Origin of the sequence: Candidatus Electronema sp. PJ (assembly GCF_048287395.1) — a bacterium.
Lineage (GTDB): Bacteria > Desulfobacterota > Desulfobulbia > Desulfobulbales > Desulfobulbaceae > Electronema.
Genome location: NZ_JBLWEO010000002.1, coordinates 1 through 7,151, shown reverse-complemented (window position 1 = coordinate 7,151; position 7,151 = coordinate 1). Strand labels below are relative to the sequence as shown.

The following is a 7,151-nucleotide window of genomic DNA, read 5'->3' as shown; positions in this document are numbered from 1 at the left end:
TCCACGCCAAGCGCAGATGTATTGAAAATACAGCATGTGAGCCATGATTATATGTTTCCATGCTCCCAGCTTAACCTAAGTTCCGCTGAAGCTGCCACCTGAAGGTGGGGGTTTTAACCCTCCCAAGTGAGGACAATAATAAAAAAAAGGGGGCGCATAGCAAAATGCGTTCCCCTGACAACTCGATTATTTATCGTTCCAACCTACTTTTTGATGGTGCGAATCACGTTGTTGCCAATTATAGTTGTGGTACTAGGGTGTTCTGCGAAGAAGGAGATAAGAAAGTATAAGGTGAGTTGATATGATTCTGCAAGCCTTTTTGATTAAATAAAATACGGATGCTGGAGTTAAAATTTCCCCTTGTTTATTTCCTAAAATACCTGTAATCCTTAACCGAGAGGTAGATTTTTGTGTACGTTGCACGATAAAAACTGCATCATAAAATCAAAAAGGAGCGAGTATTATGTCTGACTTTACAATTAACCTAAAACGCCGATGCGTGAGTACTGCATCAGGCGCGATGCTGCTTGCAAGCGGCTTAACAGTTGCTGTGCCCATATCAATGGCACTGGCTTTTGATCAACCACCAAACACCATCCAGTTCACCTTGGAGGGCTGTCGCAATGGTGGCAACACGCCAATCACGCCTACAGGCACCTTGCCAAACGCGGACGACAACTTTGTCTGCCAGGATCCGACACCTCTTGGCGGCAATGACACGCCATACGTCACCGGCAACTTGGGCAAAGGCTGGAATGAACTTGATCTGGTGCCGCATAGGTTGATTGTAGAAAATAGTGACGACAATAGCACAACCTACAACGTGCTCATCGCTGCCGACCACAAGACAGCAGGCAAGACCGGCTATGACGTGATGACTGAACCGGAGATTCTTAAATCTCCTGATACGCTTAACACCTTCTCAGATTCTTCGTGTACGGTATCAGCTAGCCCTCAGTCTATTGGTGGCAGGGTGACTGGCGGTGCGGACGAGGTGATCTATCGGATACTGACCATCACTCAGGGAAAGAAATCCACCTGTGTAATCGACTGGGCAAATCGACTGGCTGTTGGTGCGGCTCAATATCCCGGTTCATCGTTACAATCGTACATGTTTGAAAAGGATGACTTCTCGACAGGGAAACGTACCGTTTCCATCCCGGTCAAAGAGATTCAGCCACAAGAGCTGAAGAAGGATATGTCCGCAAGCAGGGAAACAGATTATATCTGGAACGCCACCAAAACAGCGACACCAGCGGTAGTCAACCTTGGCAATACCTGTGATCCCAACAACGTCAACAGCGCACCGGTTACAGTTCGGGTAGAGTGGGAGATCCTGCCTGGCATCGACGGTAAGGTAACTGTGGTGACGAATATTTACGCCAAGAATCCGGCGGCCCGTGCCATTACGGTGAATGTGTCTGACACCATGTTCGGCAATCTCGGTTCTGGACAGCAGGCTCTCGACACGATTTCTTCCGGCAATATCTCTGTTCCGGCCAACACCGAGATCAAGGTGCTGACGCACTCCTTTGACGCGGCAAAGAATGTCAGTGATCTAAGCGATACCGCAACTGCCAGTTATGTTGACACAGCGACAGGCATTCCGGTTACAGGGCAAACCCAGGCCACAGCCTCTGTCTCGTCAATCCAGCCTGGCACCCAGACTAACACCACCGCTGTTGTGACAGATGTTGAGTCCATCAGCGGTAACGGACTGCAATATTCGACTGACAGCACAGTCTCTGGCAGTGCTGATGGCAGCTTTACGCTTGCTGGTGTACCTTATACGCTTGGTACAAAACTCGACAAGGACAGTGCCGCACTGCTCTGGACATCTGCAACCCAGAACGGAAATCTCAGCTGCACAGATCCGAATGGGTGTCCAATTGGATATGTTGAGTTCAACAAAACTGTTTATGTTGATCCAACACCAGTTATTACTAGCGGCACCTTATCAGATGTAGCGACTCTAACTGCATCCAATGGGTTCACGATTTCAAGCGGCCCAGCAACAGTCAATATCTCGGCGAGTGCTTTTGTTGATCTCACTCTTGTCGCTACTATCCCGGATATCCTCCAAGGTGATGAGAAGATTACTTGTAGCTTTGAGGTAAAGGACAGTCATAACCAGATAGCTGCCACACCTTCGTTTGAGTTCACTGCTGGTGAGACCCAGGAGCAGACAATTATTTCTGGTCTGCTGCCCGATCAATACACGGTAGTCGAAGGCTCCTGCGGCGGTCTGGTTCCTGATGGAGGAACAACGCAAAACATTAATCTGAACCTGCCAACCTGTAGGGATACGGTGATCTTCAACAATATCGTTGGAGAAGGCAGTGCAGTGGCTGAGGTCAACAAGGTGACAATGCCCGCAGGCCTCGAAAACGACTGGGTGATGACTCTTAACGGCCCAGGAACCAATGGTGGCATCCAGCTGATCACCTCAGACACAAATCCTGGCTCCTTTGAAAGGTTCGTCATTCCTGGTGCAGACTTCCATCTCCTTGAAGGCAGTTACACGATTACCGAACAAGCGGAGGCTGGCTGGGTAAACACGGCAAGCTCAGGCTGTGAGTTCACCATCAATTATCCAGAGGATTTCGGCGCGGTGAAGCAATGCACGTTCACCAACAAAAAGCTGGGTAGAATCCTCATTACCAAAGTAACAGAGCCAGCAGGTGGCACGGGTTTTGGTTTTACCCAGAACATCGACGGTACTGGTACTGGTGCCTTCAACCTTAATGACAACGAGACCGAGACGTTCGAGAACGTTCCTGATGGGAATTACACGGTCACAGAAGACAATCCAGGACTGGCCTATGAATTGGTTGGTTTGGTCTGCACGGATGATATTGAGGGAAATGGCTGGAATGTCAACGACTCCTCGATAGATATAGTGAACCGCAAGGCCGCCATCAGCCTTGATCCAGGCGAGACTGTACATTGCACCTTCACCAACAGGAAGAAGGGCAAGATCATTATCCAGAAGATCGTCAAAGGCACAGACATGTCAACAAGCTTCAACTTCGAGACAACCGGAGCTGGCTACGTTGGCTTCCCGGTCAAAGGTGGCGAGCAGAACGAGCAATACCTGAATGCTGGCATCTATACTGCGAGGGAGCTTGTGCCGCTAGGCTGGGTGCTTACTGGTATTGGTGGTTCGACAACAGATCCATATAACTGCAAGGTTGAAGGCAGCGGCGGCAGTACCGGAATCGGTGATCTCAACACGCAGACTGCGACGATTGACCTGAAGAACGGCGATATCGTTACCTGTATCTTTGAGAATACGGGAGCTGGTGTGACCAGGACGCAAGGATTCTGGGCGACGCATCCGCAGCTTGCGCAAATTGCCTGGGATGGCGGCACCGGTTTCGGCCATACCTTCCCTGGCGTGAGCAACAAGTCCATTTGCGGTCAGTCGTTGACTATCAAGGAAGTGATGGGCGGATTCTGGAGCAGCATTGCTAAGACCTCGACTGGTGCGAAGCGCACGGCAGTTGAGCAGGCGAGAATGCAGCTCCTCCAGCAGCTTCTGGCAGCGGAGTTGAACGCATCAGCGTTCGGGAGTGTACCAAGTAAAGGCTCAATAGCTGACTGGCAGAATTTCCTCTGTGGCACCGATCAGAAAAAGATCAATACCGCCCAGCAGCAGGCTGCAACTTTCAACACCCAGGGCGACAGCGGCACGTTCACGCCAGGGACATCAGCTGACAGCAAGACTGCGAGGTCGCTTGCCAACATTCCATTCTGGAACAAGGTGGTGAAGTAAGGAGGTCTGATATTCAGCTCAAGATGCGCTGAATGAAGAATGAAAAAGCCTGGCGAAAAAGCCGGGCTTTTTTTTGTCGTATCCACTAAAGTTATCGTCTCAAACATGGGAGCTTACCTGAGACTACAGCTCAATTCGCCTGCCCTTCAGATGACTTTTGCTTACGTCCTAAGAATGCTATGAAGATTCTCATCTCCGGTGCATCCGGTTTAGTGGGCTGGCAATTGCACCAGTCCTTAGCTGGCCAAGGCCATCAGGTTTTTGCTCTGCGCCGCAACACGACCAGAACCGCCCCGTTCTGGGATATAGAGCAAAAAATCATCGAACTGGGGCCGTGCAAGTCGGTTGATGTGGTGATCAATCTGGCTGGAGAGAACATTGCCTCTGGTCGCTGGACTACGGTCAAGAAAGAACGCATTTTGCGCAGCCGGATAGACAGTACCAACCTCCTGGCTGAGTGTGTTGCCCAGATGAAGCACAAGCCCAAGGTGTTTATTTCTGCCTCGGCAGTGGGTATTTACGGTGATCGGGGCGATGAAGAGCTGACTGAGCAAAGCAGCACGGGTTCAGGCTTTCTTGCCGAAGTAGGCAAGGCCTGGGAACTGGCCACCAAACCCGCTGCTCAGGCAGGCATCCGGGTGGTTAATGTCCGCTTCGGCATCGTCCTCAGTAAGCAGGGTGGCGCATTGGCAAAAATGCTGCCGCCGTTCAGGCTGGGCTTAGGTGGCATTATGGGTAGTGGCGAACAATGGATGAGCTGGATCAGTATCAGGGAATTGCCCGGCATTATCACGCATATTCTCAACTGCGAGCAGCTGTCTGGCCCGGTTAATGTAACAGCACCGCAGCCTGTCACCAATCGCGAATTCAGCACAACCTTGGCCAAGCTACTCTGCCGCCCAGCTTTCCTACCTGCCCCGCGAATGCCATTAGAAATCCTCTTCGGAGAAATGGCCAAGGAGCTGTTACTCGCCAGTGCCAAGGTCAAGCCAGTGAAGCTGCTGGAGTCAGGCTATGTTTTCCAAGAGCCAGAGCTAGATGCGGCCCTGTGCAAGTTACTCTGCACCCCCTGATCCTCTGTCCCAATCCTCAAGGAGCCAGCCATGCACCGTATTGACCCAGTTGTTGAGTTTTACAGCCAGCATCTGCCTGGTGCAGAGCTGAAACAGAGCATTCTGCTGGCTGAATGCCCGTTCTGCAAGCAGCAGGGCAAGACCGGCCAGTTAGTGGTTTTTGTCAATCCAGAAAGCTATTTCTTTGGCTACTACCGCTGCTTGCAACGCTGTACGCCTGGTGGCTTTCCGCTCCACTTTGCTCGTCAATCTCGCCTCAATCTCAGCCTTGCCCCTGGCTTTGACCCGGATCGTGACTACACAGCAAGCAAAGTCAATTATCCAATCAAGAATCTCAACAACGAAGTGCTTGGCTTCATGGCCAAGCTCACCGCTGACTTAATCAGCCGCTTCGTTGCTATGGGCATTAGCAAGGCCGTGTTGGAGGAAATGCAGATTGGCTTCAATGGTCGCTACCTGGTCTATCCCTATCTTCAAGAAGATGGCAACTGCCATGCGGCCCGCTGTGTGCATCCTGAACGCGCTGAGGATGTGTTCTGGCATGGCAACGAGGACTTTGCCGGACCTCAGTTCCGCATCTTCAATCTTCAGGAGATCATGCGCTGCGAGAATGGCAGCCTGATCATTGTGGAAGGTGAAGACAACCTGCTTACTCTACGCCAGCTCGGTCTGCCAGGTATTGCCTTGGCTTCGGCAGCAGATTTTGTGCATGTCGAGGCAGAACGATTGGCCTGGCTCAAGACTATCTTTGTCTGTGTCAACAAGAACCCGGAATCAGAAAGTGCTGCTAGGGATTTCGCCGGACGACTGGGCTATAAGGTCCGCATGATTCGCTGGCCAGACTCCGCACCCAAGCATTACAGTCTCACCCAACTGGCTACAGAGCAAGGCAATGAGTTCCAAAAGGCGGTCTTCACCCTGATCCGCGAAGCCAAGTCCTTTTCCCCATTCAGTTCGCCAGAGCGGGAGTTCCTGCATTTTGAAGAGCAGCTCAACATGGAAGGTGGCGAGGGACATGCAGCGATGCGCTCTGGCTTTGCCAAGCTAGATCAGGCCTTAGGTGGAATGCACGGGATCAATATCATGGGTGGTTTACCCAAGGCAGGCAAATCCTGTTTCTTCATCCAAGTTGCGAGTGAGATGGCCAGGCGCAAGATACCAGTCATCTATTATGACTTCGAGAATGGCAGGCAGAAGATCTACCAGCGCAGCCTCTGTCGCCTGAGTAGATTGTCCGTCGAGCAGATTCGTGATGGCGAGTTCACCACTGAAGAGAACCGCAGATTGCGAGCAGGTAAGACAGAACTCCAGCGGTTTCTGCCTTGGTTCCGCGTCGTGACAGATCGCAGGCTTACCCCGGAATTAATGCGCAGCCATCTCGATTTCCTTCGCCACGAGACCGGCTCAGAGCATATCATGGTGGTGATTGACAGCCTGCACAAGCTGCCCTTCAAAGATCTCTCTGAGCGGCGCAGTGGTATTGATGCCTGGCTGCGCCAATTGGAGTCATTCCGGGATCAGTTTAATGCTTCGTTCTTGGTTATCTCGGAGTTGACCCGCCGCGAAGATGGGCAATATGACAAGGAGCCGCAACTTGGTTCCTTCAAAGGCTCTGGCGATATCGAGTATTCGGCTGATAACGCGATGGTGCTGCTGCCGCAATGGGATCCCTTTACCCGCGAGCCTGCCGAACAGCGGCGCAATGATCTCTGGTTAGTTGCCAGCCGAGAGCACAGTCCGGGCTTGGTCGCTTCCTATCAGCTTGATTATCCCTATTGGGGTTTTGTGGAAAAGTAGGTTTGGCTTTCCTCCCGCAAAAGGATTCCTATCCCCCGCAAAAAGGATGGGAATCCTTTTCCCAATTCATCGCCCGTAGAATGCAAAAAAGGTTACTCAACCCAGTTACAATTCATCGAGCGTAGAATGCTTCCTGGGTTACGTAACCTTTTTGGGTTTCATCGCTCGTAGAATGCTAAAAAGGTTACTCAACCTTTTTCTATTTCATCGGGCGTAGAATGCCTCCTGGGTTACGTAACCTTTTTGCATCGCGATAGCTAGTTCATCTTAGGGCGACCACAGGGGGTCGCCCCTTGTATCTTGTGTCGGGGAGAGCTTGTGGCCGCCCCTAAGGTTCGAACCTTGATGCGTAGATGAAGCCCCCCGGCTCACTTTCACGCCAGCGACAACACTGAACGGTAGCCAAGGGGAAGCACAAGGCAAGTGGGCGCGATTGGCGGATTGAATTTCTTTCCAAAGGTGCTGTCATGTTCTATCTCGGCATTGATGTTGCCAAAGCGAAATTG

Annotated in this window: 3 protein-coding genes; all 3 read left to right on the top strand. The window is 51.5% G+C overall.

The window, feature by feature from the left end; genetic code table 11:
- Positions 1–463: 463 nt before the first annotated feature.
- The 3 genes from ACNKIB_RS00075 (at position 464) to ACNKIB_RS00065 (ending at position 6,645) form a co-directional block, all read left to right on the top strand.
- On the top strand, positions 464–3,775 hold the full coding sequence (locus ACNKIB_RS00075) for a hypothetical protein (protein ID WP_417908497.1): 3,312 nt from the start codon (positions 464–466) through the stop codon (positions 3,773–3,775).
- A 179-nt stretch (positions 3,776–3,954) separates the two neighbouring features.
- Positions 3,955–4,848 carry a TIGR01777 family oxidoreductase gene (locus ACNKIB_RS00070; RefSeq protein ID WP_417908496.1) on the top strand — a complete coding sequence of 298 codons (894 nt, stop codon included), beginning with the start codon at positions 3,955–3,957 and terminating at the stop codon, positions 4,846–4,848.
- A 30-nt stretch (positions 4,849–4,878) separates the two neighbouring features.
- Positions 4,879–6,645 carry a DnaB-like helicase C-terminal domain-containing protein gene (locus tag ACNKIB_RS00065; RefSeq protein ID WP_417908495.1) on the top strand — a complete coding sequence of 589 codons (1,767 nt, stop codon included), beginning with the start codon at positions 4,879–4,881 and terminating at the stop codon, positions 6,643–6,645.
- The last annotated feature ends 506 nt before the right edge of the window (positions 6,646–7,151 follow it).